Origin of the sequence: Ponticoccus litoralis, from assembly GCF_039769985.1 — a bacterium.
Lineage (GTDB): Bacteria > Pseudomonadota > Alphaproteobacteria > Rhodobacterales > Rhodobacteraceae > Ponticoccus > Ponticoccus litoralis.
In genome coordinates this window covers 1,655,176-1,681,926 of record NZ_JBDNCH010000002.1, presented here as the reverse complement: position 1 = coordinate 1,681,926, position 26,751 = coordinate 1,655,176, and the positions used below count along the sequence as shown (strand labels likewise).

Sequence of the window (26,751 nt, the reverse complement as noted above, 5' to 3'; positions counted from 1 at the left end):
CGTTAAGCCGGTGGAAAGGCCTGCCCGCTACTCCTGCCTTCGGGTGAGATACGAAGGTGGGAAAGATGCGTGACGACACTGTTGCGCCCATCATCATCAAGCGCAGGAAGGTGGTCGCCGGTGACGGCCATCACGGCGGCGCCTGGAAGGTGGCCTATGCGGATTTCGTGACCGCGATGATGGCTTTCTTCCTGTTGATGTGGCTTTTGAACGCGACGACGGAAAAGCAGCGCAAGGGGATTGCGGATTACTTCAGTCCGACCATTGCCATGGCCAAGGTCTCTGGTGGGGGGGACGGTCCCTTGGGTGGGGAATCCGTCTTTGCCGAGAATACCTTGCCACGGATGGGCACCGGGGCGACCAGCCTCAGCCCGACGGTGGAGCGGCGTGAAAAGGGGGCCGCAGATGCCGGTGCGGCGGAGGATGGCAAAGACCCCGAACAGGAACAGTTCGAGGTGCTCGAGGACATGCTGATGGGCCGTGGCGGCGAAAGCGCGGTTGCCGATGCGCTGCTGGATCACATCGTCACCGAGGTGACCGACGAGGGGCTTGTGATCGAGCTATTCGAGACCCGGACCGCGCGCCTTTTTACCGAAGAGGCAAGGCCGACCCGGCTGCTGGAGGATCTGGCGATCGTCCTGAAGCGGGCGGCGGGCGTGGTCACCAACCCCATCGCGATAGAGGGTCATACCGCGGCCTATCCGGTGGTGCTGGCCCGGAACCCGTCCTGGGATGTCTCGGGCCTGCGGGCGACCGCGTTCCGCGAGCTTCTGACCCGCGACGGGCTGGCGCAGGGCCGCATCCGCCGGGTCACCGCGCATGCGGATCGCGAACCGGCGCACGAAAACCTCATGGATGTCCGGAACAACCGGCTGGAAGTGGTCTTCCTTCGGACGAAGTGACGGAGTTTGGCTTGGATTTTAGCTGTTAGCCGGGCGTTAAACCCGGGGCTCTATCTGTGGATGCGGAATGAAACGCGACAGCAGAAAGGCGTGTCCATGACTATCTCTTCGTCATTGAATGCAGGTGTTCTGGGGCTGAATGCCAATGCCAGCCGCCTTGCAACGATTTCCGACAATATCGCGAACTCGGCGACCTACGGCTATCGCCGGGCGGAGACAGAGTTCAACGCGCTGGTGATGGACAACAGCGGCCGAAGCTACACCGCCGGGGGCGTGACCAGCAACAACCTGCGCCTGATCGACCAGAAAGGGTCCATCGTTTCGACGAACAATGCCACCGACCTTGCGGTGCGTGGCCGCGGCATGCTGCCGGTCGTCGCGGCCTCGCAATACGAGGCGACGGGCGAGCCCGAGCTTCTGCTGACCTCGACCGGGTCCTTCCGGCTGAACGAGGAAGGGTTTCTGGTCAATGCCTCGGGGTACTATCTGATGGGATGGCCCGCCGATGTCGACGGCTCCATTCCGCCCTTCCCGCGCGACACCGTCGACGGGCTTGAACCGGTTCGGTTCAGCCTCAGCCTGACCTCGGACCCGACCACCGAGGTCTCGCTCAGCCTGAACCTTCCGGCGACGGACACGGCCTTCGATGCCTCGGGCGATCCCTACACGCTGTCGGTGGAATACTTCGACAACCTCGGCGTTTCGCAATCCATGGGCCTGACCTTCACGCCGACCATTCCCGGCGCCGGGGCGTCCAACGAATGGACGATGCAGATCACCGATTCGGCCTCTGCCGGTGCGGTAGTCGGCGAATACATCATCAGTTTCGACGACAGCCGGGCCGGTGGCGGCAAGATCCTTGGCGTGACCACGGTCCTGGGCGGCGCCTATGATCCGGTGACCGGCGTGGCCGAGGTCACGGTGGCGGGTGGCCCGGTCGATTTCGACATCGGCGCCGTCGGTGCGAACTCGGGCCTGTCGCAGCTTTCCGACAGTTTCGCGCCCATAGCGATCAACAAGAACGGCTCTCCGGTCGGCAATATGACCTCGGTCGAGGTCGATGCGAACGGCTATGTCAGCGCCAGTTACGACACCGGGGTCAGCCGCGTGATGTACCAGGTTCCGCTGGCCGACCTGCCGAACCCCAATGGCATGATCGCGCTGGACAGCCAGACCTTCCGTCCGTCCAAGCAAAGCGGCGCCTATTTCCTGTGGGATGCCGGTGACGGACCGACCGGCGACATCAAGTCCTATGCCCGCGAGGAATCGACCACCGATGTCGCGAAAGAGCTGACCTCGATGATCCAGACCCAGCGCGCCTATTCCTCCAACGCCAAGGTCATCCAGACCGTGGACGAGATGCTGCAGGAAACCACCAATATCAAGCGCTGATCCGGCGCGTGATCCCCTGACACAGGAGGACGCTCATGTCTCTTTCGACGGCTCTGTACGGCGCGTTCAGTGGCCTCAAGGCGAATTCAAGGGCTGCCGCGCTGGTGTCCACGAACATCGCGAATGCCACGACCGAAAGCTATGGGCGGCGCGAACTCGAGCTGCGGTCCGGGGCGTCCGGCACCGGGGGCGGCGTGCTGATCGATGGCGTTTTGCGCAACGTGAACCCGGTCCTGATCGCGGATCGCCGCCACTCGGACGCGGAAATGGGGCTGGGCCGCGCGCTTTACGATTTTGCCGCGCGCTTTGAAACGGAATTGGGGGACAGCGAGTCGCCCGGGTCCCTGGTGGGGCGCTACACCGCGCTTGAAAACGCGCTGCTGGTGGCGGCGGCGGACCCGTCTTCCGCGCAACGGCTGGACCAGGTCTCGCTGACGGCGGATGCGGTATCGACCAAGCTGAACGCGCTGTCGCGCGATGTTCAGGCGGCGCGCCTGGATGCCGACACAGAGATCGGTCGGCAGGTCACGTTGCTGAACGAAACCATTCTGCGGCTCGACGGGATCAACGACGACCTCAGACGGGTCTCTTCGGCGAATGCCGATCCGGCGGGGCTTCTGGACGAACAGGCCCGGCTGATCGACAGCATCTCGGAGATCGTGCCGCTGCGCGTGGTCCGGAAGGACGCAGGCGATATTGCGCTGTATACCACCGGCGGCGCGGTCCTGCTGGACGGGCGCCCGTCCGAGATCGGATTCACCCCCGTCAACGCCATGGATCCGGTCTTTACGCTGGCGGGTGGCGACCTGTCCGGTCTGACGATCAACGGCATGTTCGCCAGGGCATCGGGCAATGGTGTCCTGAAAGGTGGCAGCCTCGCCGCCCAGTTCGAGATCCGGGACGAGGCCGCACCGGCCCGGCAGGCGCAACTGGATGCCATTGCGCGCGACCTGATCGAACGGCTTGGCCCCGGCGGACCGGACGCCACGCTGGCCGCCACCGATCCCGGCCTGTTCACAGATGACGGGTTTGCCTTCGACCCCCTGAACGAGACCGGCATCGCCGGGCGCATCCGGATCAACACCCTCGTGGCGCCGGACAGCGGCGGGTCCTGGCAGCTGCGGGACGGGCTTGGTGCCGTGACCACCGGCCCGGTCGGCGAGGCGCGCCTGCTGCAGGGCATCACCGCCGCGCTGGAGGCCGGGACCGTGCCAACCTCGCCCGCGCTGCCCGGTGTCAGCGCATCCTTCGCGACGCATGTGGCGGATGTCACTTCGGATGCCGCCGCCGCCCGTGTCCGGGCGGAGGGGCAGAAGACCTACCTGAGTGCCCAGAATACCCGGCTGAAAGAGCTGGAGCTGGCGAACGGGGTCGACACCGATGCCGAACTTCAGCGGCTCATGCAGATCGAGCAGCTTTACGCCGCGAACGTCAAGGTCATGCAGACCGTCGACGACCTGATGCAGCGGTTGATGTCCATCTAAGGGAGAAACGCCATGCAAACCGTCGGAGACATGTCCCGCGCGCTGGTTCTGCGCACCAACCAGGCCAGCCTGCGCGCCGAAATGGACAGGCTTGCGGTCGAGGTCTCCACCGGCTTCGTCCGCGACAGTGCCGCGCATCTGAAGGGCGATACATCGGCGCTTCTGTCCATCGACCGATCTTTGGAAAAGCTCGAGGCCTACCGCGTCAACGCGGCCTCGGCCACCTTCCTGACGGGCACGATGCAGGCCACGCTGGACGAGGTGCAGGACCGCAGCGAGGGCCTGTCGCAGACCCTGATCTCTGCCGAGCTGACGCCGAACGACGCGCTTCTGAACACCCTGTCCGAGGATGCGGCGACGGCGCTGAACCAGGTGCTCAATGCCCTGAACCGCAACGTGGCGGGGCGCTTCTTGTTCTCCGGCACGGCGACGGACACCGCGCCCATGCCCGCTGTCGACACGCTTCTCGCCGATGTCCGGGCAGCCCTTGCCGGAGCGACCGACATGGCCTCGGTCGATGCGGCGCTGGACAGTTTCTTTGGCGCCGGGGGCGGCTTCGAGGTCACGACGTACCAGGGGTCGGATACCGGCCTTGCGCCGCTGCGGTTGAGCGAGACGGAAACCGCAACCGTCGACATCCGCGCGACGGATGAGGCATTCCGCGCCGTCCTGAAACCGATGCTGAAGGCCGCATTGTCGACCGATGGCCTGCTGGCCTTGGACCAGACGCTTCAGATCGAGATGCTGAGCAGCGCAGGCCGCGAATTGCTGTCGGCCCAGGCTGATGTGGTCGAGATGCGCGCCGGGCTGGGCGCGCTCGAGGCGCGGCTGGAAGAGACGACAACCCGCATTTCGGTACGAACGCGCTGCGACCATCACCGCGCGCCTCGATCTTGTCGGGGCCGACCAATATGACACCGCCGCGCGCTATGAAAACATCCAGTCGCAACTGGAAAACCTCTACGCCATCACCGCGCGGTCCCAACGCCTTTCGCTGGCGGAGTTCCTCTGATGCGCCCCCTGATCGCCGCATTGATCGCCCTGACGCTTGCCCTGACATCCGCCGCCCAGGCCCAGTCGGTCCGCATCAAGGACCTTGTCGAGGTCGACGGCGTGCGCGCGAACGACCTTGTGGGCTATGGGCTCGTCGTGGGTCTGAACGGATCGGGGGACGGTCTGCGCAACGCGCCCTTCACCGAGGAAATCATGTCCAACATCCTCGAACGGCTGGGCGTGAACGTCACCGGAGAGCAGTTTCGGCCCCGCAACGTGGCGGCGGTCATCGTGACCGGGCGCCTGCCTGCCTTCGCCCGCGTCGGCAGCCAGATCGACATCACGGTTTCGGCCATCGGCGATGCCAGCAGCCTGTTGGGCGGCACCCTGATCATGACGCCCCTCAATGCCGCGGACGGGCAGATCTATGCGGTGGCGCAGGGCACCGTCATCGCCGGCGGGGTCGAGGCCGAAGGCGATGCGGCGCGGGTCGTGCAGGGTGTGCCCACCGCCGGGGTCATTCCCTCGGGCGCGCGGGTGGAGCGAGAGGTCGACTTCGACTTCACCGCGCTCTCGACCCTGCGGCTGGCCCTGCGAGAGCCGGATTTCACCACCGCCGCGCGGATCGAGGAGGTGATCAACCGCAGGGTCGGGCGCCGTGCCGCGACCATGCTGGATGCCGGAACCGTCTCTGTGAACCTGTCGCAGACCGGGGCGAACTCGCCCGCGCGGGCCGTCGTCGCCATCGAGAATCTCGCGATAGAGCCGCAGCGCCGGGCCCGGGTCGTTGTCGACCAGCGGTCGGGGACCATCGTGATGGGCTCTGACGTGCGCATATCGCGGGTGGCCGTGTCGCAGGGCAACCTGACCCTGCGGATCGAGGAGGCGCCCCTTGCAATCCAGCCGAATCCCTTCTCCGACGGGCAGACGGTTGTCGTGCCGCGCACCGGAGTCGCCATAGAGGAAGAGCCGGGCATCGGCCTTGCCGAGGTTCCGACCGGCACGAACCTCTCCGAGGTGATCGCCGGCCTGAACGCGCTGGGCGTCAGCCCGCGCGACATGATCGACATCCTGAAAAGCATCAAGGCCGCGGGCGCCCTGCACGCCGATTTTGTCGTGATGTGACGCCGCCGCAGAGGCTTTCTTAACGACTGCCTGCGAGTGTCGGGCAGGGCCAGTTCAGGAGACCGGGAATGCTCGGAATCATCGGTATCGTCGTGATCTTCGCCATGGTCTTTGGTGGGTACATGGCAGCGGGCGGAAAGCTCGGGATCATCCTCAAGGCGCTGCCCTTCGAATTCATGATGATCGGGGGGGCCGCCGCCGGTGCCTTTCTGATCAGCAATGATGGCGGCACGGTCAAACAGGCGCTGAAGGACATCGGCAAGGTCTTCAGGGGGGCCAAGTGGAAGCCCGACGACTACCGGGATCTGCTGTGCCTGCTGTTCGAACTGATCCGTCTGGCCCGTCAGAACCCGGTGGCCATCGAAGAGCATATCGAGGCTCCGGCGGACTCCAGCATTTTCGGGAAGTACCCGAAGATCGCCGGGGACAGATACGCGATGGAGCTGATCTGCGACACCATGCGCTCTGTCTCGATGAACTACGACGATCCGCATCAGGTCGAAGAGGTGCTGGACAAGCGGCTCGACGCCATGTCGCACCACGGCGGTCACAGCGCCCACGCGTTACAGGCCATGGCGGATGCGCTGCCGGCGCTGGGCATCGTCGCGGCCGTTCTGGGTGTGATCAAGACGATGGCCTCGATCGACCAGCCGCCCGAGGTGCTGGGCAAGATGATCGGTGGTGCGCTCGTGGGCACCTTCCTCGGCGTTTTCCTGGCCTACGGGTTCGTTGGCCCCTTCGCCGCCAAGGTGAAGGCGGTCGCGGAAGAGGACATGCACTTCTACCACCTGATCCGCGAAGTGCTGATTGCCAACCTCCACAATCATGCCACCAACATCTGTATCGAGGTCGGGCGCCAGAACACGCCAAATCACTTCCGGCCCAGCTTCGAGGATCTTGAGGAGGCGCTGAAATCGGTCAAGCAGGAGGCCGCGTGATGCGGCTTGCGCTGGTCATTCTGGCGTGGCTTCTGCCGGGCCATCTGCTTGCCCAAACGGTTGCTGTCCGAAGCGGCGAACATGGCGCGTTCACCCGGCTTGTCTTCGACGTTCCGCCGGGCCTTGGCTGGACACTGGATCAGGTGCCGGAAGAGCGGCGGGTCAGGCTGGATCTTGACGCAGAGGGGCTGGGATTTGACCTGTCGCGCGTCTTCGACCGGATCGATCGCGATCGTCTTGCCAGCATCAACGCGGCGGAGGGTGGCAGCAGCGTGACCCTTGCGCTGGCCTGTGCCTGTGATGTCGAGGCATTTGTACTGCGGGACAGGATGCTGGTCCTGGACATTCGCGCAGCGGATCCGGCGGAAGATGTTGCGGACAAACCTGCCGCCGGGGCGCCCGGGCTGTCCGGTCCGGCGGATGCCGGGCTGGCAGGCGATCTTTCGCGGGTGCGGGTCGATGGCATTCCCGGCATCGGCCCCGCCCGAACCGCCGATCCCTTGTTGCCGCGCCTTCCGGCGGGCAGGCCACCGACCTCGCACCAAGACGCTGTCGCGACCGGTGAGCCGGTTCGGGACATGTCCGACGCTATGGCAATCGGCGACCAGATTGCCGCCGACCTCGCAGCCGCCGCAACCGAGGGCATTCTGACCGCAGCGGTTGCTTCGAAGCCGCATTTCCCGGCGACGTCAGCCGACCAACCTGCTGGCCGCGACGCCAAAGACACCGCCGATGCCGACCCGGATGGAGATATCGTGCAACAGTTGGCCGCAGGCCTGTCCGACGTGGATCACACCGCAGCGGGCAGGCGACGGATTCAGGTGGGCGGCTTGTCTTGCATTTCCGACGAATCCCTCCGGGTTGCTCAATGGGTCGCGCCGGGAAGGGATATCAACGCCGTTCTGGCGCATCGCCGAGGCCTGGTCTTCGGGGAATTCGACCGGATCGATGAAGCGGCGCTTGTGTCCTACGCCAAGAGCTTGCTGCATTTCGGTTTCGGGGCAGAGGCGCGCGCGACATTGAACTTGTCCGCGGACGACGGGACCGAGGCCTTGAAGGCGCTGTCCTACCTGATGGATCACCGATCAGATCCCACGGGATTGTTCGGCGGCCAGACGAATTGCCCGGGCGACGCGGCGCTTTGGGCCGTCATTGCCCTGCCCGAGGACCCGGGCAGCCATCTTGTCGATACCGCCGCTGTCCTGCGGGGATATGAGAGCCTGCCGATCCACCTGCGCGAACATCTGGGGCCGGTACTGGCCAATCGACTGTCGGGGGCGGGCTATCCCGGCGCGGCGCGCGACGTCCTGAACCGGTTGCAGCGGTCCAAGGGAGAGGAGACCGACAGCATCGCGCTTGGCCGGGCGCAACTGGATCTGCATCAGGGTAATCTCGGCGCGGCAGAGGCCCCTCTGCGGAGTCTCGCCACCGGGGCAGGACCGGAATCACCAGAGGCCGTCCTTGCCTCCATCGAACTGGCGCGTACCGCAGGCAAGCCCGTGCCCGGATACCTCGTGGAGCTTGCGGATGCTTTCTCGGTCGAGTTCCGCAACAGCGAGGAGGGGCCGGAATTCTGGAAGGCCCATGTCACCGCCTTGTTGCTGAACGATGCCTTTCAGGCTGCGCATGACCGCATCTCGGATGCCGACGGGACCTATGTTCCGGAGGATGTCATGGGTGCCATGCGGAATGTGGCGGTGGAGGCTGTTGTCGAGCGGGCGGATGACCTGACCTTTCTGAAACTGGCGATGCGGGATCTTCAGACGGGTTTCCGCCCGGCGCGGGATCGGACCGTGCTGGCCATCGCGCAGCGGTTCCCGGCAACCGGCTTGCCGGATGCGGCGCTCAACCAGCTTGCGATGATCCCCTCGGCCAGTTTGGTCGGCCCCGAGGCGGCGATCCTTCGGGCCGGGGCTTTGCTGGATCTCGGGCGGCACGAGGAAGCCGAAATCATCCTGATCGGGCAGACCGGCGAAGAGGTGACCCGGCTGCGGGCCGAGCTGCGTGATCACATGGGTGATCACGAACTGGCGGGCCGCATGTATTCGGAACTGGGCGAAGAGGCGCTTGCCCGTCAGGCGGCCTGGCTTTCGGGCGACTGGGGATCTGTCGCCGACGGGTCGGAGGACGCTCTGGCACAGGCCGCGGCGCTGATCCGGTCCCCGCCCGACGACATCGATGTCGCGAACCCCAGCCTTGCTGCCGCGGAAGGGCTGTCCCGGGCCAGCGTCGATACTAGGGAAAAGATCCGCGCCCTGCTGGAGGCGACGAAACTCACCGGAAACGAAGGATAACCCACCCAAACACGGGGCACAGAACCTGTACCAGAGGCCAAGAAATGGCAAGAAACGACATCAGGGGCCCGCAAGCCCGCTACCGGCTTAGGGATCAAAGCGTCTCTCCGGCCAATCCCGGCGGGGAGGGGCGGTAGCGATGCAGGCCAACACGCTTTTCAAGCCGACAATCCTCATGGCGCTGGCCCTCATGGCGGTGATCGTCATGATGATCCTGCCCATGCCGTCCTGGGTGCTGGACGTGGGCCTTGCCGCATCCTTCGGACTGGCGATCCTGATCTTCACGGTCACGTTGTTCATCGAGCGGCCTCTGGATTTCTCGGCCTTTCCGACGATCCTCCTGACCTCCCTGATGCTGCGCCTGTCGCTGAACGTCAGTTCGACCAAGCTGATCATCGGCGAGGGGCACACCGGAACGCATGCCGCCGGAGAGGTTATCCGAGGGCTTTGCCAACTTCGTCATGGGCGGCAGCGTTTTCCTGGGCCTCGTGGTCTTCGGCGTTCTGATGATCGTGAATTTCGCCGTGATCACCAAGGGATCGGCCCGAATGGCCGAGGTCTCGGCCCGCTTCGCGCTGGACGGGATGCCCGGCAAGCAGCTTGCCATCGACGCGGATATGTCCGCCGGCGCCATCGATCACGCCGAGGCCAAGCGCCGCCGCGAGACCGAACAACAGGAGACAACCTTCTTCGGCTCGCTCGACGGCGCTTCGAAATTCGTCAAGGGCGACGCGGTCGCGGGCCTGCTGATCACGGCGCTGAACCTCGTGATGGGCGTCATCATGGGGTCGGTCGTTCACGGCATGCCGCTGTCCAGCGCGCTGGAAACCTACGCCATCCTGACCGTTGGTGACGGGCTGGTGTCACAGATCCCCGCAGTGATCATTTCCATCGCTGCCGGTCTTCTTCTGGCGCGCGGCGGTGCCACCGGCGCAACCGACGTGGCGGTGGTGTCGCAGCTTGGCAAGCACCCTTCCGCCCTGCTGGCCGTCGGGGTACTCATGGCGCTTTTCGCGCTGGTGCCCGGGCTGCCCTTCCTGCCCTTCATGGCCGGTGCGGCGGTGCTGGGGTTTCTTGCCCGGCGCATGGCGACGCGCAAGCCAGAGGCGCCGCGGCACGACGATGCAGAGGAAGAGCCGCTGGCCCCCGCCGGGCAGGTCATGGGCGATGTCCTCGACCTCGACGACATCCATGTCGAGTTCGCCCCGGACCTGGTGAACATGGCGCTGGATCCGGGCACGGGTCTCGACGTGCGGATTGCCAACATGCGCACACATATCGCCTCGCACTTCGGGCTGATCCTGCCCGAAATCCGTCTGACCGACGCGCCCGCCCTGCCGACGGGGACCTATGTCATCCGCATCCACGGGGTCGAAATGGCGCGCGGCCTCCTGAACCCGGATTCGGTTCTGGCGCTCTTGCCGGAGGCCTCCACGTCGCTGCCGGGCGGCAAGGATGTGACCGAACCCGTCTATGGCGCCCCGGCGCGCTGGATCCGCCCCGAGGATCAGGAAAAGGCCGCGATCACCGGCGCGACCATCGTCACCCCGACCGAGGTTCTGGCGACCCATCTGCTGGAGATCATCCGTCGCAACTTTGGCCGCCTGCTGACCCTGAAGGCGCTGCGGCGCCTGCTGGACGAAATGGTCTCGCTGACCAACCAGAATCGCGCCGAAGCGAACCGCAAGCTGCTGGACGAACTGATCCCGGAAAAGGTGCAGATGGATACGCTGCTTCAGGTCCTGAGGCTTTTGCTGGACGAGCAGGTCTCGATCCGGAACCTGCCGCTGATCCTTGAAACCATTGCCGAGATGCGCGGCCAGCAAAGCCAGCCAGAGCCGATCTGCGAACATGTTCGGCAAAGGCTGGGATTCCAGTTGGTGGCCAATTTGCGGCGCGAGGACGGGACCATCCCGCTGATCCAGCTTGCCCCGGAATGGGAAGAAACCTTCCTGTCCTACCAGATCGAAGGCAGCCATGGCGCGCTGGACGTGGCCCTGCCGCCGGACCGGTTCGAGGCGCTGTGCAGCGGGCTGGCCACGACGATCGCCGAGGCGGCGGACCGTGGCGTTTCCGCCGCCCTGATCACCTCTGCCCGGCGCCGGCGCTTTTTGCGGACCGTGATGACCGCCAAGGGCCTGACGAACCCGGTCATGTCCTTCGAAGAGGTCGGGCTGGAGGCGCGGCCGGCGCTTGTTGGCGTGGTGGCCGCGTGATCGACCTGCTGCCCTTGATCGAGCCGGTCTTCGGCTCGCTTTGGGGCGCGCTGATCGTCTTCCTGCGCGTCGGCGCCACCATGGCCGTGCTGCCGGGTCTGGGAGAGCGGGTGATCTCTGTCCGCCTGCGGCTGGTCATCGGCCTCATGCTGACCGCCGCCGTGGCGCCCGCTGTCCTGCCACAGATCGACCTGCCAGAGCCCGGCCCGGGGGCGGCGGTGCACGCGCTTCTGACAGAGAGTGTGGCGGGTCTTTTCCTTGGCCTGATGCTGCGGCTCTTCGTGCTGGCCCTGCAGACGGCGGGCGCCATTGCGGCGCAATCGACCTCGCTGTCGCAGATCATGGGCGCCCGGGGCCTGGATCCGCTGCCCGCGCTGGGCCACATCCTGACGACCGCGGCGCTGGCGCTGCTGATGCTGAGCGGGTTCCACGTCAAGGCGGCGGCCTTCCTGATCCTCTCGTACGAGCTGATCCCGGCGCTGTCCTTCCCCAGCGCCACGGCCCCGGCAGAGGCCGGGCGCGAAAGGGTCAGCCAGAGCTTTGCGCTTGGTTTCACCCTCGCGGCGCCCTTCGTCATTCTGTCGGTCTTGTACAACCTGACGCTGGGGGTCATCAACAAGGCGATGCCGCAGCTCATGGTGGCCTTTGTCGGCGCCCCGGTCATCACCTTCGGGTCCATCGCCCTGCTTCTGGTGGCGGCGCCGGTCCTGTTGACGGTCTGGTTGCAGGCCTTCGATGCCTTCATCACCGCGCCGTTCCGGTAGCGGCCATGGCGGGAAGTGAAGACGACGGCGCCGAAAAGAGCCACGAACCCTCGCAACGCAAGCTGGAAGAGGCGCGCAAGAAGGGCGAGATCCCGCGCACGGCGGATCTTCAGACCGCGATGGCCTACCTTGGGCTGTTGCTGTGCGCGACGGCGGTCGGCGGATATTGCCTGCGCGGCTTTGCCGAGGCCCTGCTGCCGCTGATCGAGCAGCCCGACCGGCTTGAGGCGCTTTTCTTCCGCGAGGGCGCGACAGCCCCCGCCGGGTCGCTGATCGCGGCGGGGCTGACACCGGTGATGCCGATCCTGCTGGTTCCGGCAGGATTTGTCCTGCTGACCTTGCTCGCAATGCGGGGCGTCGTCTTCACCGGCTCGAAACTCGCCTTCAAGGTCAGCCGGGTGAACCCGATCGAGAACGCCAAGAACAAATACGGGCGCCGGGGTCTGTTCGAGTTCTTCAAGAGCTTCGTCAAGCTGACGGTCTATTCGATCCTGCTGGCGCTCTTCCTGCGCGGGCAGCTGGACGTGATCACCGGCTCTTTGCGCGGCACCCCGGCGCAGGTCGTGCTGACGATGCTGGACCTCATGATGCGGTTCCTCTTCATCGTCGTGCTGATCGCCATGGTCATCGGGGCCATCGACGCGTTCTGGCAGCGCGCCGAGCACCACCGGAAGAACCGCATGACCCTCAAGGAGTTGCGCGACGAGATGAAGGAGGTCGAGGGCGATCCGCATGTCAAGGCGCAGCGCCGGATGAAGGCGCAGGAACTGGCGCTGAACCGGATGATGCAGGACGTGCCCGGCGCCGATGTGGTCATCGTGAACCCGACGCATTACGCGGTGGCGCTGACATGGGACCGGTTGCCCGGGTCGGCGCCGGTCTGCGTGGCCAAGGGCAAGGACATGGTGGCGGCCCGCATCCGCGAGGCCGCGCAGGCGGCGCAGGTGCCGATCCATTCGGACCCGCCGACCGCCCGGGCTTTGTTCGCCACGACCCGGATCGGCGAACAGATCGCGATAGATCACTACCGGTACGGTCGCGGCGGCGATCCGTTTTGCAGAGGCGATGCGCCGCAAGGCCGGGCAGAGGGGCTGGAAATGACGGATTATGCGCAGCTGGCGACGATCACCCAGATCCTGCTCGAGACCGAGCTGAAGAAGGTCCGGGGCCACCGACAGGAGGTCGCGGCGCTCGATTTGTCGCTGACGCAGATGGATGCGCTGCGCGAAGCGGCGCTGGCGGATGGCGAAACCGTCACCGCGCGGCAACAGATCGGGGCGGATACGCTCTGGCAGGGCTGGCTGGTGCAGAAGCGGGCCGAGCTTTTGCGCCACATGGCGCTGGCGCAGGCCCGCGAGGACGACAGCCTGTCCCGCGCGCGCCGGGCTTTTTCGCGGGCGCAGGCGGCTGCCGCCCTGATCGAGGATCAGCAGCGCGCCGCGCGGGCAAAACAGTTGAAAACGGATGCGGACAGGCTGGATGCGCTTGGCATCCTGCGCCGGTCCAGCTCAGGCGATCCGGCCTGACACAAGTCGTCGGTCCCGGAACCGGGGCCTTTCCGGGATGGGCGTCAGGCTTCCTGTCGGGCGATCTCGGTGATCAGCACATCGCTGACGTCGCTGCCAAGGACAGAGCGGGCGGCGTCCAGAAGCGCGCCGCGCAGGATCTTCATGCGCTCGCCGGTGGTGAAGGCGCCTTCGAAGCCGCCGATGTTCGCGTGATCGAACATGACCTGCAGGAACACATCCCGCAGTTTCGGTTCGCGCAGGTAGACCGTTTCGGTGGCGCCGATAGAGACCTCGACGCTCAGCGATGCGACCACAAGCGCCCGCACCCGCTCGCTGCCCATGATCGGCACGACGAACTGGTTGCTCAGCTTCACGTATTCGCGTGCGGCGTCGGGCAGATCCGGGTCGTCGGGCGCGGTCGCGACGGTCTCGTGCCGGACCGTGCCGTCGGGGAGGGCACTCTGTGGCATCGGCATGGTCCTCGCCGGTGGGCATCAGAAAGAGCCCGGCGCCGACGCCCGCGCCGGTCCCCATGAGGGCCAGCAGGATGGGCAGGAGTTTCTTGATCATGGCCACTCCTCAGAAGGGCAGGACGGCGTCCAGCACCTGCTGGCCGACCCGGGGTTGCTGCATGTCGGAAATCTGACCGCGACCGCCGTAGGAAATCCGGGCAGAGGCGATCTTGTCGTAGGTGATCTCGTTCTGGCGCGAGATGTCTTCGGGCCGGACATAGCCCGAGACGAGCAGTTCCCGCATCTCGAAGTTGACGCGCACCTCCTGCGTGCCTTCGATGGCCAGCACGCCGTTCGGCAGAACGTCGACCACCGTGGCCGCCACGCGCAGGGTCAGGCTTTCGCTGCGCCGCACAGAGCCGTCGCCGCTGGAATCGCTCGACGATCCCGGGGACACCGCATTGTCGAGGCTGGCGCCGTCGGTGATGCCCTGGTTGATGCGCTGCGGAATGCCGAAGAAATGAGGGATCTCAAGGCTTTCGGTGCCCGACCGGGACCGCGAGGTGCTGTTGGAAATCTGCGCCTCCTCGTCGATCTCGATGACGATGGTCATGATGTCCCCGCGTTTCATCGCCCGGCGGTCGCCCAGCAGAGAGGTCTGCCCCCCGCTCCACAGAGAGGCGCCATCGGTCACCCGGGCGGGCATGGCCTGATCGGTCACGCCCGCGGCGATCATGGCGACCCGTTCGGGGCTGCTGGTGGTGGGGGTGAAATCCGGCGGTTTGCCGATGTGGTTGACGCGGCTGCAGGCGGTCAGTGTCAGGGCAAGGCCGATCAGGCAGGCGATACGAAACATGGCTCTCCTCACTTCTGCACCACGACGGTGCCGTCCGGGGCAATGGTTCCGAACAGCACGGCGCGCGAGTCGATGTTCATGACGCGAATGCGCTCTCCGGCGGCGCCGCGCCCCAGCGCGCGGCCCTCGGCCTTGATGCGCAGGCCGGCGTGGGCATAGACCAGCTCGACCATCTGGTTGCGGTCGATCAGCGCCGGCACCCCCAGCGCCCCGCGCATGACCGCGCGGCCCGGGTAGATCGCGACGCGCGCCTCCAGCCCGACGACCTCGTCGAGGGTCGTATAGGCGCCTGCGATCTCGGCCGGGTCCAGGCGCACCAGGTCGGCGGTGATGATCTGCTGCGGCCGGATCGTCTGGGTGGTGACGATGGTGTCGGCCCCGGCGGCTGAGGCCAGCAGAAGAAGCAACCCGGCCAGTTTCATCAGCGCACCTGCGCCGTGGCGCCCAGCATCTGGTCGGCGGCAGAGATCACCTTGGAGTTCAGCTCGTAGCCGCGCTGGGCCTCGATCAGATCGGTGATCTCCTTGACCGCATCGACCGAGCTATCCTCCAGATAGCCCTGCCGCAGGGTGCCCAGCCCGTCCTGCCCCGGTGTGGACTGGATCGCGGGGCCCGAGGCCTCTGTTTCGAGGAACAGGTTGGCGCCGATCGCCTCCAGTGCCCTTGGCATTGGTGAAGCCGGTCATGGCGAACTGGCCCAGCAGCTGCGCTTCGGTGGAGTCGGCGAAATAGGCGTAGACCTCGCCCTCGGCGTTGATCGAGACGCGCCGCGCATCCGAGGGGATGGTGATTTCGGGGGCCACGGGAAACCCTTCCGAGGTGACGATCAACCCCTCGCCGTTGCGTTTCAGGGCGCCGTCGCGGGTATAGGCGATCTGGCCCGAGGGCAGCGTCACCTCGAGATAGCCGTTGCCCTCGATGGCAAGGTCGAGGTCGCCGCCGGCGTTCACAAGGGACCCCTGCGCAAGCTGGACCGACACGGCAGAGGGCCTGACGCCAAGGCCAAGCTGGATGCCGGTGGGCAGCACCGTGCCGTCCGAGGCGTTCACCGTCCCGGCCCGCGCAACCTGCTGGTAATGCAGGTCCGCGAACTCGGCCCGGCGGGCGTTGTAGCCCGTCGTGTTCATGTTCGAGAGGTTGTGCGAGATCACTTCGACGCGCATCTGCTGGGCGCTCATGCCGGTGGCGGCGATCTGGAGGGCTTTCATCTGATTGCTCCTATTTCACGAATGCCTTCAGGGCATTTCTGATCCGTTCGTCTTCCCGTTCCATGAAGCTTTGGCCCAGTTCGTAGGCGCGCTGGACCTCGACCATGCGGGCGACCTGAAGGATCGGATCGACGTTCGACGCCTCGACAAAGCCCTGCATGACACGCGGGTTTTCGACCGGCTCTGTCCCGGCCTGGCTGTCGAACAGGGTTCCGCCCTCGCGCAGCATGCGGTTGACGTCGAGGGGGCGCACCACGCCGATCTGCCCGACGGCGCGGCCCTCCGCGCTGATCGTGCCGTCGCGGCTCGATGGCCATCTCTGCCGCGTTCGGCGGCAGGAAGATCGGCGCGCCGCCGCCGTCCAGCACCGGATAGCCGTCGGGCGTCACCAGCGTGCCGTCCCCGGCGGGGGAAAAGGCACCGGCGCGCGTCAGCCGCTGGCCGCCGGGCGCCTGCACAAGGAAGAAGCCCTCGCCCTCTATGGCGAGGTCGAAGACGCTGCCGGTCTGCTCCAGCGTACCCTGCATCCACGAGGTGTTGCGCACCCGGGCGCTTGCCATGGCAACGGCGGGCAGTCCGTCGCCCTCCTGCACGTATTCCGAGAAGATCACGCCCTGTTGCCGGTATCCGGTGGTATTGGCATTGGCGATATTGTTGGCGATGACCTGCATCTCGTGCATCAGGCCCGATTGGCGCGACAGGGCGGTATAGCCGGCGGTTTCCATCTCAGCCTCCGATGATGATCGGGATGATATGTCCCTGAAAAAACTCGACGAGCGTGCTGGTCATGAAGCCCATCGACATCCAGAAGACGGCGACGATGGCCAGAAGTTTGGGCACGAAGGTCAGCGTCATTTCCTGGATCGAGGTCAGGGCCTGAAAGAGCCCGACGCCGACGCCCGCGATCAGCGCGGCGCTGAGGATCGGCACCGCGGTGATGGTCGCGATCCACAGCCCGGCGCGCAGGGTGTCGAAGAAGATGGTCTCTGTCAGCATGGGTCAGACCGGCATCCGCAGGATTTCCTGATAGGCCTCGACCACCTTGTCGCGCAGGGCGACGACGGTCTCGACCGCCAGTTCGGACTGGGCCAGCGCCTCGACCAGCGCATGCGGATCGGCATCGCCGGTCATCGCCTGCTGCGCGGTCTGCTCTGCCGCATTCAGCTGGTTGGTGAAGTCCTGCGTGACCCGGGCGAAGTCCTGCTCGATCGGACGGGCCTGTTTCGGATCGGGCTGCAGGGCCGGGCGCGAAGAGGCATAGCTTTGCGCGGCGGTCAGGGATCGGACGTCCATTCTGGTCTCCTATCTATATGAAATCAGGGGGTTATCGGCGCAGAAGCTCCATCAGCCCGCTGGACATCTGCCGGGTCTGGTCGAACATCTTGAGGTTCGCCTCGTAGGATCGCTGCGCTTCGCGCGCGTCGGCGATTTCAATGATGAGGTCGACGTTGGAGCCGTCATAGCGCCCGGTCTCATCCGCCAGCGGGTGAGAGGGATCGTGGATCTGCTCCAGCGCGCGCCTGTCCAGGTTGACGCGCCCGATCTCGACCCGGGAAATGCCGCTGGCGCCGGTGTCGGTCCTGAAGGGCATGGTCTTGCGCCGGTATCCCGGCGTGTCGACATTGGCGATGTTCTCGGACAACAGCCGCAGGCGCGAGGCCTGGGCCTTGAGTCCGCTGGTTGTGACGCTCAGGGCATCGGAAAAGGCGCTCATATCGTCCTCCGGTCAGCGGCGCCCGAGGGCGGCGCGCAGCATGGTCAGGTTGCTTTTGTAAATGGCGAGGGCGCGGTCGTGCTGACGCTTGGCGCCGACAGCCATCACCATCTCTTCCTCGAGCGAGACAGTGTTGCCGTTGGGGTCGAGCGCGTCCCGCCGTTCCGTCATGTCGATGTCGCGGCTGTTGCCCCCATGAAGGTGGCTGGCCCGGGTGGCGCGCTGGCTGCCCATGGCGTCGCGCAGGGTCGCGGCGAAGGCCGGAATGTCGCGGGCGCGGTACCCGGGGGTATCGGCATTCGCGATATTCTGGGCGCTGACCGCCTGTTGCAGCCCCGCATGCCGCGCCATGGCCATCGCCGTTCTGAAGACGTCCAGGTTCTGGAACATCGGGGCTTCTCCCTCGATTGGCTTCAATCAAGGTTTAACGGTGATTCCTTTAGAAACGGTTCGTGGGAGATGAACGGAGCGAACGATGGACGAAGAGATCACCGGCCTGATGGCGCGGCTGGCGCATATCCAACCGGTGCGGGCCGTCGGCAGGGTCCAGGCGATTGACGGGACGACGATCTGGGTGCGCGGGCTGGCAGAGACCGCCTGCATCGGCGACCGGCTGCGCCTGATGCATCCCGGCCACCTGCTGGGCGGTGAGGTCCTGCGTATCAAGGACGATCTGGTGGCCATGATGCCCGACGAGATGGCCGAGGGCGTGTCGCGCGGCGACCGGGTTGCCGTGCTGGGTCCGCCGACGCTGGCCCCCTCGGACAGCTGGGTCGGGCGGGTGATCGACGCCTACGGGCGGTACCGCTCGACGGGGCGCCGCTTGGGCCCGGCCCGGTCCGCAGGCCGTTCCGGGCCAGCCCGCCGCCCGCTGCCTCGCGCGGGCGTCTGGGGGATCGGCTGGGCACCGGACTCGCGGTTTTCGACACGCTTCTGCCCTTGGTTCAGGGACAGCGAATCGGTCTCTTTGCCGGGTCCGGCGTCGGAAAATCGCGGCTTCTTGCGGATCTGGCCCGGGGGGTCGAGGCGGATGTCGTCGTCCTTGCGCTGGTCGGGGAACGCGGGCGCGAGGTGCTGGATTTCGTCCGCACGGTTCTGGGGCCGGAAGGCATGGCGCGCAGCGTCGTGGTGGCCGCGACCTCGGACCGGTCGCCGCTGGAGCGGCGCCGCTGCCCGCTGGCGGCCATGACCATCGCGGAACACTTCCGGGATCAGGGAAGCCACGTGCTGTATCTCGCCGATTCGATCACCCGGTTTGCAGAGGCGCATCGCGAGGTCGCCATCGCTGCCGGAGAGCTGCCGGCGCTGCGCGGCCATCCCCCCTCTGTCGCGCATCAGATCATGCGGCTGGCCGAACGCGCCGGACCGGGGCTGGCGGGAGGCGGCGATATCACCGCTGTTTTCAGCGTGCTTGTTGCGGGGTCTGACATGGATGAGCCTGTGGCGGATATCCTGCGCGGCGTTCTCGACGGCCATGTGGTCCTTGACCGGCTGATCGCGGAGCGCGGTCGCTTCCCGGCGGTGAACCTTCTGCGTTCCGTGTCCCGTAGCCTGCCGGAGGCCGCGACAGAGCAGGAAAACGCGGTGATCCAGAGCGTCCGGCGTCTTCTGGGGGCCTATGAGCGGTCGGAAACGATGATCCGGGCCGGGCTTTACAAGGAAGGTGAAGATGCGGTCCTCGATCAGGCTGTGCGGGTCTGGGAGGATCTTGACGGCTTTCTCGCCGCCCGCTCCCCCGATGGGCCGGAGCATGCTTTCCAGAAGCTCGAGCTGATCCTGCGCCGCGCGCAGGGCGCCGCGCCGTCGCGCCGGGGTCCGAGCCGGGGTGGGTATGCCCGCAGCGAAGCGTGGTCAGGCGCGGGCCTGAGCACCGGGGTCATCCAAGCAGCGATCGGCGCGGAATGCTTTGGAGCAGGGTCAGGGCCGTCTGCCCGGACCCGAAGGAACTGCCCTGTTTGATCTGATCCTGAAGAAGGTAGCTGTGGATCAGTTTCTCCATCACCTTGGGGTCCGACATCTCGGAAAAGGATTCGACACCGAAGCGTGCACTCATCTTGTCCTTCAGGGTTTCGGCCTGACGGTCGATGTCGATCTGGCTGAACCCGGCTGGCAGCCCGAGGGCGGCTTCGAACACATTGCGCAGCGATGTGGTGCCAAGAACCTGAAACCACTTCGTATTCTCCGAACTGTCCCCGGTCGCCAGTTGGGGGATCGCGCGTTCGAAATTCAGGGCGGTGCGCAGGCTTTCATCGACGGACCCGACCGCGACTTCGAACTCGTGCAGGAAGTAATCCGAGACGATCTCGTCCGCATATCCGGCTTCCGCCATGGGCGAGACCGGCGCGCGGTCGAATTCGAAGGCCTTGGCAAGGTCGATATAGCGTTGATCGCCGAGGATGTTCGCCAGGGCCTGTGGCTCTTGTGCGCCCTGCTCGAGAACGCGCTTGATCAGCGATGTCCGTCCCGACTTGTCCTGCAAGTCGAAGGTGATCATCGCGAAGGCGTAAAGCCGGGGCGAGTTGATCAGCCCCTGCGCTGAACTCACCTTGCCGATGTTCTCCTTGAAGAAGGCGGTTTCGGTCTCGATGTTCACCGCCACCTGTTCCCGCACCGACGCGCCATAAGCGATATCGGTATCGCCGCTTTCTGCGAGACCGGCCTCCATATTGGCGAGGACGTTTTCGCGGTATCGCGCGATCATGTCGGTGCCGAATCCCGGTTCCTGCGTTTTGGCGTTCAGAACCTTCTCGAACGTGAAGGCCCTCGCCAGCGCGACATAGCGCCCGTCGCCAAGGCGATTGGCCAGGGCCTCGTCGCCCTCCGCCCCTTCTTCGAGAACCTTCCGGATCAGGAACTTGGCGTCGATCTTGTCTTCGAGGCCGAAGGCGCTGAGGGCGACGCCAAGAAGACGCCGGTCGTTGACCAGATCCTCGGCGCTGTTGATCGTGCCGATCTTCTCCCTGAAGTACTCCGCATCCCGTTTCAGTACCGTCGATTCATCGAAAACCGCGCGCTGGGTGTCCTGCGTCGCCTTGAGAAACTGCCGGGCAACAAGACCAGAGCCGACGACGACCGGGCTATAGGTCATAGCGGTTTCGCGGCGAGAAGCCGGTCCTCTCTGGGGATCAGGGCCCGCAGGGCCTTGAGGCACTGGTAGAACTGCTCCTCCAGAAGGGAGTCCGTTGCCTGTGTCAGAAGGCGGCGGCTGTCCGGATCGCGCAGGATCTGGCTCAACTCCTCGATGCGCGGCAGCAGCTGGGCGCGGGCATCGCCGGGCTCTGCATCGCCGGTCAGGATAAGCTGCGCGGCATAGCAGATGCGCCTGACGGGCGTTCGCGCTTCCTCTGGGTGGATGGCGTCCCGCAGGCGCAGGACGTTGGCGTTGGGCGTCACGATGGATAGGCGGCTGCGCCTGTCGCCGTTTTCAATCACGGCACCGTTGATCAGCACACGTTCGCGCGGGCCGAGTTTCAGGACCAATCCACTCATGACTTCGGCCTCCGGCCGCTTAATCCCCGCAGGATCGCGGCGTTGATTTCAAGGAGCGGCGCTAGGCGCGCTTTGCGGTTGAGCACCTGCGCGGTGTGCTGGTGAACGAATTCGGCAAGGTAGAAGACCTGCGCGCGCAGGTCCTGGGGCAGGCCGTTGTCCTTGTCCGCGACGCCGACGGCCAGCGCCGTCCAGAGCCGGTGATTGTCGGACAGGGCTGCCACGAGCTTTGGATAGGCGCGCGGCCCGGCCTCGGCAGAGGCCTTGATGCGATGGGTGACGCGGGCGATCAGCTCGTATTCCGTGGCGCGCGGTGTCTGCGTCGTTCGGGCGTGCTGGGCATAGCCCTTTCGGGCTTGCGCGAGTGTCTGGGCGTTCACGTCAAAACCTTCTGGCTATGAGGGATCGGGATGCAATCGAGAAAGGCGGGGACCGAATGGACCGGCCCCCGCCGTCCATCGATCAACGGAACAGCGACAGCAGCTGCTGCGGCGCCTGGTTGGCGATCGACAGCGCCTGAACGCCCAGCTGTTGCTGGACCTGCAGGGCCTGCAGGCGGGCCGAGGCTTCTTCCATGTCGGCATCGATCAGCGTACCGATGCCGGATCTCAGCGCGTCGGTCAGGCCAGAGACGAACTCGGTCTGGGTCTCGATGCGGCCACTGGGCCGAACCGAAGGCAGAGGCCGAGTCGATCGAGGTCTGGATCAGGCCTTCGATGCCGGCCAGGGCGGCTTCGGTGCCTTCGTCGGTGGTCACGTCGAACTCGGACAGCAGTTCCAGACCGCCGCCGATGGTGCCGTCGGCCTCGGCCTCCAGCGTTGCCATGTCGGAAATGTCGGACTGTTCCACCACGCTGTTGTCGTCAGAGATCGCTTCATCGTAGTTGTTGGTGAAGTCGATCTGACCGGCGTTGGTGTCATTCACCGAGAAGGTGATGTCCAGGCCGTCCTTGGCGGCCTGGAAATTCAGCCGCTCGACCATGGCCGAGGTCACATCTGCCGGGGTATCGCCATCGCGCGCCACGTATTCGACGTCTTCCGAGAAGTCGAGCGCATCACCCGAGGAATCCAGGGCAAAGTTGCCGCTGCCGGTCACCTTGAAGTTGGCACCGGCCACAAGGTCATTGCCTGCGCCGACGCCATCGAAGGTCGCAAATGTCGCCGTCGCGCCCGCCGCCACGCCGGTGGTGTTGATCGAGACGTCAAGGTTCACCGTTGCGGTTGTTGCTGCGCCGGTGCCCGGGTCCTGCTTGCCGACCGCGATCTCCGAAGCGGCGACGCCGGTGCCCGAACGGTCGAGCGAGGCCAGAACGTTGATTTCGCCCGAGCCCACATCGGATTCGGTGTTCTGCAGCAGGTTCAGACCGTTGAACTGGGCTGCGCCCACGACTGCCGAGATCTGGTCACGCAGGGCGTCGATGTCTGCCTGGATCTTGCCCCGGTCGACGTTTTCCTCTTGCGAGGCGACGATCTTGCCCTTGATGTCGGTGAGCAGTTCGGTGACGGTCTCGGCGGCCTGGCGGGCCACGGAGACGGTCGACTGACCCAGGTTGAGGCTGTCGGTGATACCCTTGAAGCCTTTGACATCGGCCTCCATGACTTTCGAGATCGCCCAGACGGCAGAGTTGTCCTTGGCGGAGGAAACGCGCTTGCCGGTCGAGATTTCGGCCTGCGTGTCGGCCAGCGAGTTGTTGATGGATTTCAGGGTCTGCAGCGCCACCATGGCGCCGTTGTTCGTCAGGATGCTAGACATAGAGAGTGTCCTTGCTGTTCTCTTGGCGCTTTGCGCCGGTTGCACTTGCCGCTTGCGCGGCATCTCTGTCGTCTTTCTGACCTGTGCAGCCCGACCCTTTGTCAGCCTGCGCCACCCCCCTAGAGGTGCGCGGCCAATGTCGCCCCCAGTTCCTAACGAAGTGCTAAACGCTCCTTCCACGATTTCAGGCATTTGAGGAAAATCGTCATGCCCGCCGCTCCAATGTGCGTATGGACGGGGCGTCGATCGTGTTTCGGCGCCCCTGCGCATCGTAGGTGTCCATGGATTTCCGGATGCGGTTCAGGTCTCCGAGCCGCGCGGCCACGTTTCTCAGCCCGGCCAGCGCGTGGTCGAACAGCACCTGGTTCCGGCGCAGCCCGTCACGCAGGGGCGCAACCGTCTCGGCGTTCAGGGGCCCGGCGTCCAGATTGGCGACCAGGGTGGCTTTTTCTTTCATCAGGTCGGCGATCCTGTCGAAATCGCCTTCCAGCAGGGCCGTGCGTTCGGCGTCAAGCAGAGCTGCCAGCCGGTCCATCGCGCTGTCAGTCATGGCGTCTCTCCTTGAGGGATTCGAAGATTGCTTCGGCCAGGCCGATGCCGCCCTGGCGGCTCATCTGGCGGGCCTGCTCGGTGCGCAGAAAAGAGGCGAACTGATCCTCGCCGGCGCCTCCTCCGAAGGTTTCGGGCGTCTTCCCGACGCCGGCTGACTTCAGCATCTCTGCAAGGAAGTTGGTCTCCAGCGCCATCGCGGCCTCCCGAAGGGCCCGGTCCGTGTCGGTCGAGGGCGCCATCGCGGCATTCGGTATTTGCATCGGATCGCTCCAATTCGACTCAGATGGCCCGACCCTGCCAGTGTCCGCGTAAAGATTTGGTTAGGATGTTCGCTTTAGCTTCGCCGAAGTCGGAAGAACTCCAGAGGCACAGATGTTCACACAGTTGACGGCTTTGTTCGGCCTTGGAACGGCGCACATGACGGCGAAGGGCGCGCCTGTTCCCGCGCCGGCTGAGGCGTTTTTCAAGGTTTTCTCGGTTCTGGGAGATGCAAACCGGGACGGGGGCAGTCTCGCCGAAACGCCAGAGCCCGGAACACGCGCGGAGCAGGTGGATAGGGTCGAAAAGCCTGTGCCGGATAGCGATCCTGACGGCGACCGCGATGCAGGCGACCCTGTGGCCGCCGTGGCTGCGGGTGTCTCCGATCCGGTCATGGCGGTCGGGGAACGCCCGGTTTCGGTGGCCGGCAGGGTGCCGCCGCAGGATATCACGGTCTTTCCCAAGGCTCGCCGGAACACCGGATCCCATGATCCGGGGGCCGCCGCGCCGTTCGGCGTCTTGGGCAAGACCGGTCCCGGCCCAAGGGCAGAGCATGCGGCGCGGGATGCAAGACCGGGACCGACGGGATTGGCCGCTGGCGGTGTGGGCTTGCCGCGCGCCGGACCGGAAGGCGCGCAATTGCCGGGGATGGAAAGCGCGCCGATGCCGCTGCGTGGGGTGTCTTCCGCCGGGCACAGGGAACGGCAGGGCGCAGGCCGTCTACCGGCTTTCCAGACGCGGACGGATCCTGGCGCGCTGGCCTGGGCGGAGGGCGGGGGCAGGCCCCCCGCGGCGACCCCCGTTGGTGACGGCCCGGAGGCCGATGCCAAAGCGCCTGCCCCGAAGGTCTGGCCCCGCCCCGATGGACCTGTGCCAACCGGATCGCCGCAGTTTGCATCTGCACCGCCGCCAAGGACGCCGACCATGGAGCTTTTCGCGGCAATGCCTCCACCTGGCCATGGACCTGACGGCGGTGAGGCGGACCCGGGGAAATCGCGGGCAATGGGCACAGAGGGGGCGGAGCCGTCTCTGACCGGCCCGGCGCGGAGGGCGAGGCCATTCTCTGGTACGGTCGGGAGGGGGCATCCCCTGTCACTGTCAACGAAAGCAACGCGTCGCGTCGTGGCACGCCCTTTGACGCGGCGCCCTTTCTGGCCGACCTCGACGAGCCGCGCCGGACCGAGGATGCCGGCGTCATGGGGCCGGCAGAGGCACGCGGGACCGTCGGCGGCACGCATCAGACGGTTTCGATGCCGGGCGGGCCGCTGCGTTCCGAGCCTGCGGCCATTCTCCGTCAGGTTGCCGATGCACTGCCACGGGCGGCGGACGGGCGAGATCGAAGTCCAGCTGAATCCGGAAGAGCTTGGGCGGGTCCGGTTCCAGATCCATTCCGGCGAAAACGGCTTGCTTGTGCAGGTGGCGGCAGATCGCCCGGAAACGCTGGACCTGATGCGCCGTCATCTCGATCAGCTCGCCCGTGACTTTGCCGAGGCCGGCTATGAAGGCGCCCGTTTCAGCTTTGGTGGCGATGCCTCTGACAGCCGCGGCGATACGCCCGGGCCCCGCCTTGGGCCCGACGGGGACCCGCATCCGGAGGATGCAGCCGATGTCGCCCGGACTATGCAACAGCAGGCCCCCAGCGCGGGGCTGGACATCAGGATCTGAGCCATGACCGACGCGACAACCACGCTGCCTCTGTTCCCAAGGACCACAAGCGCGACCGGGGCAAAGCCCGTGGCCATGGATGATGAGGCGGCGGGTTCCGATACCAAGAAGATCAGTTCCGATTTCGAGACCTTCCTGAGGATGCTGACGGTCCAGATGCAGAACCAGGATCCGCTGAATCCCGTGGATTCAACCGATTACGCCACGCAGCTGGCGACCTTTTCCTCTGTCGAGCAACAGGTTCTGACCAATGACCTGCTTCGGGAGCTCACGGCTCAATTCGGCGGCGGGGCGGGCGCTGGAAATGCCTTGCAATCGGTCAGCGGCTGGATCGGGATGGAAGCCCTGTCCGAGGAACCGGTTGCCTTCACCGGCGCGCCGGTGTCGATCCGGGCAGACTATCCGCCAGAGGCTGACAGCGCCAAGCTTATCGTGCGCAACGCCGAGGGCGAAGAGGTGCAAAGCTTCTCTGTCGACGTCACGCAAAAAGACCTCGTTTGGGGGGGCGTGGATGGCTCGGGCAGCCTGTTGCCCACTGGGCAGTACAGTTTTCACATCACGAGTTTCCGCGACCAGATGGAGATCGGCACCGGGGCAGCGGCAACCTACCGGCCCATTGTCGAGGCCCGTGGTACGGACGCGGGGTCGGTCGTGCTGACCCTGAGCGATGGAACGGAAATCTCGCGCGACGCGGTCATGGGCTTGCGGGACAGCCCATCGTAAGGACGGGCCTGCGGGCCGACCGGCAGCCTGCAGGGAGGCCCGCAGGCGCCATATGCCGGTTCGTTGGGCAATTGTTGCGAATTTGACGCGCCTGCATCCTTGGCCGAAGTGGATCTTGCAGTTGCAGAAGATCACGTTTGAACGGATTTCGCTTTGAGTATACAGTCTTGTGCGTGGGGCGCGTGGCGCCCTGGACTGTACAGTTTGGAGAAAACCATGAAAAAGCTCTCGATCGTGGCTGCAGCCGCAGCGATCGCAGCTGCAGCAGCCGCCCCGGTGGCCGCTCAGGAAGCGAACGACCCCTTCGTTTCCACCCAGGTCAGTGCCGTTCCGGCGCTCGCGGTCCTTGGTGGTATTGCTGTCATCGTTGCCATCGCGGCATCCGACGGCACCAACTGATTCGTTTGCCTATTGCGACTTCGGAAACGGCGGCCACTGGCCGCCGTTTTCATTTATAAGCGCGGC

General features: G+C 65.6%; 25 protein-coding genes and 5 pseudogenes. 15 read left to right on the top strand and 15 right to left on the bottom strand.

Translation table 11 applies throughout. The features are described from left to right. The first annotated feature begins 65 nt into the window (after positions 1 to 65). The 11 genes and pseudogenes from ABFB10_RS09385 to ABFB10_RS09340 all read left to right on the top strand — a co-directional run bounded on the left by ABFB10_RS09385 (position 66) and on the right by ABFB10_RS09340 (position 13,634). On the top strand, positions 66 to 902 hold the full coding sequence (locus tag ABFB10_RS09385; RefSeq protein ID WP_347166311.1) for a flagellar motor protein MotB: 837 nt from the start codon (positions 66 to 68) through the stop codon (positions 900 to 902). A 96-nt stretch (positions 903 to 998) separates the two neighbouring features. After that, positions 999 to 2,294, top strand: a complete 1,296-nt coding sequence (locus ABFB10_RS09380) for a flagellar hook protein FlgE (RefSeq protein WP_347166310.1) — start codon at positions 999 to 1,001, stop codon at positions 2,292 to 2,294. Positions 2,295 to 2,329: 35 nt separating this feature from the next. Continuing rightward, positions 2,330 to 3,778, top strand: a complete 1,449-nt coding sequence (locus ABFB10_RS09375) for a FlgK family flagellar hook-associated protein (protein ID WP_347166309.1) — start codon at positions 2,330 to 2,332, stop codon at positions 3,776 to 3,778. Between the two features lie 12 nt (positions 3,779 to 3,790). Continuing rightward, entirely contained in the window at positions 3,791 to 4,693 is a 903-nt protein-coding gene (locus ABFB10_RS09370; protein WP_347166308.1) for a flagellin family protein, read from the top strand. Between the two features lie 96 nt (positions 4,694 to 4,789). Beyond that, on the top strand, positions 4,790 to 5,896 hold the full coding sequence (locus ABFB10_RS09365; protein ID WP_347166307.1) for a flagellar basal body P-ring protein FlgI: 1,107 nt from the start codon (positions 4,790 to 4,792) through the stop codon (positions 5,894 to 5,896). 68 nt (positions 5,897 to 5,964) lie between these two features. Beyond that, the gene (gene motA, locus ABFB10_RS09360; RefSeq protein ID WP_347166306.1) at positions 5,965 to 6,834 is read left to right on the top strand and encodes a flagellar motor stator protein MotA; all 870 of its coding nucleotides are present in this window, start codon (positions 5,965 to 5,967) and stop codon (positions 6,832 to 6,834) included. Continuing rightward, on the top strand, positions 6,834 to 9,128 hold the full coding sequence (locus ABFB10_RS09355) for a hypothetical protein (RefSeq protein ID WP_347166305.1): 2,295 nt from the start codon (positions 6,834 to 6,836) through the stop codon (positions 9,126 to 9,128). The genes motA and ABFB10_RS09355 overlap by 1 nt, the downstream gene beginning before the upstream one ends. 139 nt (positions 9,129 to 9,267) lie before the next feature. After that, positions 9,268 to 9,522: pseudogene (locus tag ABFB10_RS24075) on the top strand (FHIPEP family type III secretion protein); the annotation flags it as partial. Positions 9,523 to 9,547: 25 nt separating this feature from the next. After that, entirely contained in the window at positions 9,548 to 11,344 is a 1,797-nt protein-coding gene (locus tag ABFB10_RS09350; protein ID WP_430523005.1) for a flagellar biosynthesis protein FlhA, read from the top strand. After that, positions 11,341 to 12,108 (top strand): flagellar biosynthetic protein FliR, encoded by a 768-nt coding sequence (locus ABFB10_RS09345; RefSeq protein WP_430523004.1) that lies wholly within the window; start codon positions 11,341 to 11,343, stop codon positions 12,106 to 12,108. The genes ABFB10_RS09350 and ABFB10_RS09345 overlap by 4 nt, the downstream gene beginning before the upstream one ends. A 5-nt stretch (positions 12,109 to 12,113) precedes the next feature. After that, positions 12,114 to 13,634 carry an EscU/YscU/HrcU family type III secretion system export apparatus switch protein gene (locus ABFB10_RS09340; protein ID WP_347166304.1) on the top strand — a complete coding sequence of 507 codons (1,521 nt, stop codon included), beginning with the start codon at positions 12,114 to 12,116 and terminating at the stop codon, positions 13,632 to 13,634. Between the two features lie 44 nt (positions 13,635 to 13,678). Here the strand turns inward: ABFB10_RS09340 and ABFB10_RS09335 are convergent, their stop codons facing one another. The 9 genes and pseudogenes from ABFB10_RS09335 to ABFB10_RS09295 all read right to left on the bottom strand — a co-directional run bounded on the left by ABFB10_RS09335 (position 13,679) and on the right by ABFB10_RS09295 (position 18,236). Continuing rightward, the gene (locus tag ABFB10_RS09335; protein WP_430523003.1) at positions 13,679 to 14,086 is read right to left on the bottom strand and encodes a flagellar basal body-associated FliL family protein; all 408 of its coding nucleotides are present in this window, start codon (positions 14,084 to 14,086) and stop codon (positions 13,679 to 13,681) included. Positions 14,087 to 14,195: 109 nt separating this feature from the next. After that, positions 14,196 to 14,924, bottom strand: a complete 729-nt coding sequence (gene flgH / locus ABFB10_RS09330) for a flagellar basal body L-ring protein FlgH (RefSeq protein ID WP_347166303.1) — start codon at positions 14,922 to 14,924, stop codon at positions 14,196 to 14,198. Between the two features lie 8 nt (positions 14,925 to 14,932). Then, entirely contained in the window at positions 14,933 to 15,346 is a 414-nt protein-coding gene (gene flgA / locus ABFB10_RS09325) for a flagellar basal body P-ring formation chaperone FlgA (RefSeq protein WP_347166302.1), read from the bottom strand. Then, positions 15,346 to 16,132, bottom strand: a pseudogene (gene flgG / locus ABFB10_RS09320) (flagellar basal-body rod protein FlgG). Before flgG ends, flgA begins: the two are co-directional and overlap by 1 nt. Positions 16,133 to 16,142: 10 nt before the next feature. Beyond that, positions 16,143 to 16,857: pseudogene (locus ABFB10_RS09315) on the bottom strand (flagellar hook-basal body complex protein). A gap of 1 nt (position 16,858) precedes the next feature. After that, on the bottom strand, positions 16,859 to 17,128 hold the full coding sequence (locus ABFB10_RS09310) for a flagellar biosynthetic protein FliQ (protein ID WP_347166301.1): 270 nt from the start codon (positions 17,126 to 17,128) through the stop codon (positions 16,859 to 16,861). Between the two features lie 3 nt (positions 17,129 to 17,131). Further along, positions 17,132 to 17,425 (bottom strand): flagellar hook-basal body complex protein FliE, encoded by a 294-nt coding sequence (gene fliE / locus ABFB10_RS09305; RefSeq protein ID WP_347166300.1) that lies wholly within the window; start codon positions 17,423 to 17,425, stop codon positions 17,132 to 17,134. A 31-nt stretch (positions 17,426 to 17,456) separates the two neighbouring features. Next, entirely contained in the window at positions 17,457 to 17,846 is a 390-nt protein-coding gene (gene flgC / locus ABFB10_RS09300; protein ID WP_347166299.1) for a flagellar basal body rod protein FlgC, read from the bottom strand. 12 nt (positions 17,847 to 17,858) lie between these two features. Further along, positions 17,859 to 18,236 (bottom strand): FlgB family protein, encoded by a 378-nt coding sequence (locus ABFB10_RS09295; protein WP_347166298.1) that lies wholly within the window; start codon positions 18,234 to 18,236, stop codon positions 17,859 to 17,861. Between the two features lie 85 nt (positions 18,237 to 18,321). On the opposite strand from ABFB10_RS09295, the pseudogene ABFB10_RS09290 reads away from it, so the two are divergent. Then, positions 18,322 to 19,805 (top strand): annotated as a pseudogene (locus ABFB10_RS09290) (FliI/YscN family ATPase). Here the strand turns inward: ABFB10_RS09290 and ABFB10_RS09285 are convergent. From ABFB10_RS09285 to ABFB10_RS09260, 6 genes and pseudogenes are all read right to left on the bottom strand, one after another. Next, positions 19,723 to 20,934 carry a DUF1217 domain-containing protein gene (locus ABFB10_RS09285; RefSeq protein ID WP_347166297.1) on the bottom strand — a complete coding sequence of 404 codons (1,212 nt, stop codon included), beginning with the start codon at positions 20,932 to 20,934 and terminating at the stop codon, positions 19,723 to 19,725. The pseudogene ABFB10_RS09290 and the gene ABFB10_RS09285 overlap by 83 nt on opposite strands. Continuing rightward, positions 20,931 to 21,335 (bottom strand): flagellar biosynthesis repressor FlbT, encoded by a 405-nt coding sequence (gene flbT, locus ABFB10_RS09280; protein ID WP_347166296.1) that lies wholly within the window; start codon positions 21,333 to 21,335, stop codon positions 20,931 to 20,933. The genes ABFB10_RS09285 and flbT overlap by 4 nt, the downstream gene beginning before the upstream one ends. Further along, positions 21,332 to 21,715, bottom strand: a complete 384-nt coding sequence (gene flaF, locus ABFB10_RS09275) for a flagellar biosynthesis regulator FlaF (protein ID WP_347166295.1) — start codon at positions 21,713 to 21,715, stop codon at positions 21,332 to 21,334. Before flaF ends, flbT begins: the two co-directional genes overlap by 4 nt. 82 nt (positions 21,716 to 21,797) lie before the next feature. Beyond that, a pseudogene (locus tag ABFB10_RS09270) lies at positions 21,798 to 23,088 on the bottom strand (flagellin N-terminal helical domain-containing protein). 205 nt (positions 23,089 to 23,293) lie between these two features. Continuing rightward, complete coding sequence (locus ABFB10_RS09265) at positions 23,294 to 23,638, bottom strand: flagellar protein FlgN (protein WP_347166294.1); 345 nt, start codon at positions 23,636 to 23,638, stop codon at positions 23,294 to 23,296. Then, positions 23,631 to 23,900, bottom strand: a complete 270-nt coding sequence (locus tag ABFB10_RS09260) for a rod-binding protein (RefSeq protein WP_430523002.1) — start codon at positions 23,898 to 23,900, stop codon at positions 23,631 to 23,633. The genes ABFB10_RS09265 and ABFB10_RS09260 overlap by 8 nt, the downstream gene beginning before the upstream one ends. Before the next feature lie 1,303 nt (positions 23,901 to 25,203). On the opposite strand from ABFB10_RS09260, the gene fliK reads away from it, so the two are divergent. From fliK to ABFB10_RS09245, 3 genes are all read left to right on the top strand, one after another. After that, positions 25,204 to 25,563 (top strand): flagellar hook-length control protein FliK, encoded by a 360-nt coding sequence (gene fliK / locus ABFB10_RS09255; RefSeq protein WP_347166292.1) that lies wholly within the window; start codon positions 25,204 to 25,206, stop codon positions 25,561 to 25,563. Between the two features lie 3 nt (positions 25,564 to 25,566). Then, positions 25,567 to 26,286, top strand: a complete 720-nt coding sequence (locus ABFB10_RS09250; RefSeq protein ID WP_347166291.1) for a flagellar hook capping FlgD N-terminal domain-containing protein — start codon at positions 25,567 to 25,569, stop codon at positions 26,284 to 26,286. A gap of 216 nt (positions 26,287 to 26,502) precedes the next feature. Further along, the gene (locus ABFB10_RS09245) at positions 26,503 to 26,685 is read left to right on the top strand and encodes a hypothetical protein (RefSeq protein WP_023848817.1); all 183 of its coding nucleotides are present in this window, start codon (positions 26,503 to 26,505) and stop codon (positions 26,683 to 26,685) included. Positions 26,686 to 26,751: the final 66 nt, after the last annotated feature.

Excerpts from the sequence above, each read along its gene's own strand:
- ABFB10_RS09380 (WP_347166310.1), top strand. The coding sequence starts at position 999 with ATGACTATCTCTTCGTCATTGAATGCAGGTGTTCTGGGGCTGAATGCC.
- ABFB10_RS09285 (WP_347166297.1), bottom strand. The coding sequence starts at position 20,934 with ATGACCTATAGCCCGGTCGTCGTCGGCTCTGGTCTTGTTGCCCGGCAG.
- ABFB10_RS09245 (WP_023848817.1), top strand. The coding sequence starts at position 26,503 with ATGAAAAAGCTCTCGATCGTGGCTGCAGCCGCAGCGATCGCAGCTGCA.
- ABFB10_RS09370 (WP_347166308.1), top strand. The coding sequence starts at position 3,791 with ATGCAAACCGTCGGAGACATGTCCCGCGCGCTGGTTCTGCGCACCAAC.
- fliE (WP_347166300.1), bottom strand. The coding sequence starts at position 17,425 with ATGGACGTCCGATCCCTGACCGCCGCGCAAAGCTATGCCTCTTCGCGC.
- ABFB10_RS09310 (WP_347166301.1), bottom strand. The coding sequence starts at position 17,128 with ATGCTGACAGAGACCATCTTCTTCGACACCCTGCGCGCCGGGCTGTGG.
- flgA (WP_347166302.1), bottom strand. The coding sequence starts at position 15,346 with ATGAAACTGGCCGGGTTGCTTCTTCTGCTGGCCTCAGCCGCCGGGGCC.
- ABFB10_RS09385 (WP_347166311.1), top strand. The coding sequence starts at position 66 with ATGCGTGACGACACTGTTGCGCCCATCATCATCAAGCGCAGGAAGGTG.
- ABFB10_RS09375 (WP_347166309.1), top strand. The coding sequence starts at position 2,330 with ATGTCTCTTTCGACGGCTCTGTACGGCGCGTTCAGTGGCCTCAAGGCG.
- fliK (WP_347166292.1), top strand. The coding sequence starts at position 25,204 with ATGCACTGCCACGGGCGGCGGACGGGCGAGATCGAAGTCCAGCTGAAT.
- ABFB10_RS09350 (WP_430523005.1), top strand. The coding sequence starts at position 9,548 with ATGCCGCCGGAGAGGTTATCCGAGGGCTTTGCCAACTTCGTCATGGGC.
- ABFB10_RS09265 (WP_347166294.1), bottom strand. The coding sequence starts at position 23,638 with ATGACTGACAGCGCGATGGACCGGCTGGCAGCTCTGCTTGACGCCGAA.
- ABFB10_RS09340 (WP_347166304.1), top strand. The coding sequence starts at position 12,114 with ATGGCGGGAAGTGAAGACGACGGCGCCGAAAAGAGCCACGAACCCTCG.
- ABFB10_RS09260 (WP_430523002.1), bottom strand. The coding sequence starts at position 23,900 with ATGCAAATACCGAATGCCGCGATGGCGCCCTCGACCGACACGGACCGG.
- ABFB10_RS09250 (WP_347166291.1), top strand. The coding sequence starts at position 25,567 with ATGACCGACGCGACAACCACGCTGCCTCTGTTCCCAAGGACCACAAGC.
- flgC (WP_347166299.1), bottom strand. The coding sequence starts at position 17,846 with ATGAGCGCCTTTTCCGATGCCCTGAGCGTCACAACCAGCGGACTCAAG.
- flgH (WP_347166303.1), bottom strand. The coding sequence starts at position 14,924 with ATGTTTCGTATCGCCTGCCTGATCGGCCTTGCCCTGACACTGACCGCC.
- ABFB10_RS09365 (WP_347166307.1), top strand. The coding sequence starts at position 4,790 with ATGCGCCCCCTGATCGCCGCATTGATCGCCCTGACGCTTGCCCTGACA.
- motA (WP_347166306.1), top strand. The coding sequence starts at position 5,965 with ATGCTCGGAATCATCGGTATCGTCGTGATCTTCGCCATGGTCTTTGGT.
- ABFB10_RS09335 (WP_430523003.1), bottom strand. The coding sequence starts at position 14,086 with ATGCCACAGAGTGCCCTCCCCGACGGCACGGTCCGGCACGAGACCGTC.
- flbT (WP_347166296.1), bottom strand. The coding sequence starts at position 21,335 with ATGAGTGGATTGGTCCTGAAACTCGGCCCGCGCGAACGTGTGCTGATC.
- ABFB10_RS09355 (WP_347166305.1), top strand. The coding sequence starts at position 6,834 with ATGCGGCTTGCGCTGGTCATTCTGGCGTGGCTTCTGCCGGGCCATCTG.
- ABFB10_RS09295 (WP_347166298.1), bottom strand. The coding sequence starts at position 18,236 with ATGTTCCAGAACCTGGACGTCTTCAGAACGGCGATGGCCATGGCGCGG.